Origin of the sequence: Colwellia ponticola, assembly GCF_005885605.1 — a bacterium.
In the GTDB taxonomy this organism is placed as follows: Bacteria; Pseudomonadota; Gammaproteobacteria; order Enterobacterales; family Alteromonadaceae; genus Colwellia; species Colwellia ponticola.
Window position 1 is genome coordinate 1 of sequence record NZ_SZVP01000086.1, and the last position, 469, is coordinate 469.

Here is a 469-nt window from a genome sequence, read left to right on the forward strand (position 1 = left end):
TCGCCGCCCATGAAGTTGTGGGGGGTTTGGGGGGGCTCTGGCCCTTGACTGTTGGTTAAACATGGAGAGATCGGGATTGTTTTCTCGTCCAATGTGTTCCTGTTTCTGTTCTTGCCGATCTTTCTCGGCTTGTACTACTTGAGCGGGCAACGCTATCGCAACCTGCTGCTGCTGTTGGCCAGCTACGTGTTCTACGCCTGGTGGCGAGTGGACTTCCTGGCGCTGTTCGCCGCCGTCACGCTGTGGAACTACTGGATCGGCCTCAAGGTCGGTGCCGCCGGCGTGCGCACCAAGCCGGCCCAACGCTGGCTGCTGCTGGGCGTGGCGGTCGACCTGTGCATCCTCGGCTACTTCAAGTACGCCAACTTCGGCGTCGACAGCATCAACGTGATGATGAAGTCGGCCGGCCTGGAGCCGTTTATCCTCACCCACGTGCTGCTGCCGATCGGGATCTCGTTCTACATCTTCG

1 pseudogene is annotated in these 469 nt (G+C 59.9%); it reads left to right on the forward strand.

Going from position 1 to position 469, the window contains the following annotated elements:
* Nucleotides 1-51: 51 nt before the first annotated feature.
* Nucleotides 52-469 (forward strand): annotated as a pseudogene (locus FCS21_RS15960) (hypothetical protein); the annotation flags it as partial.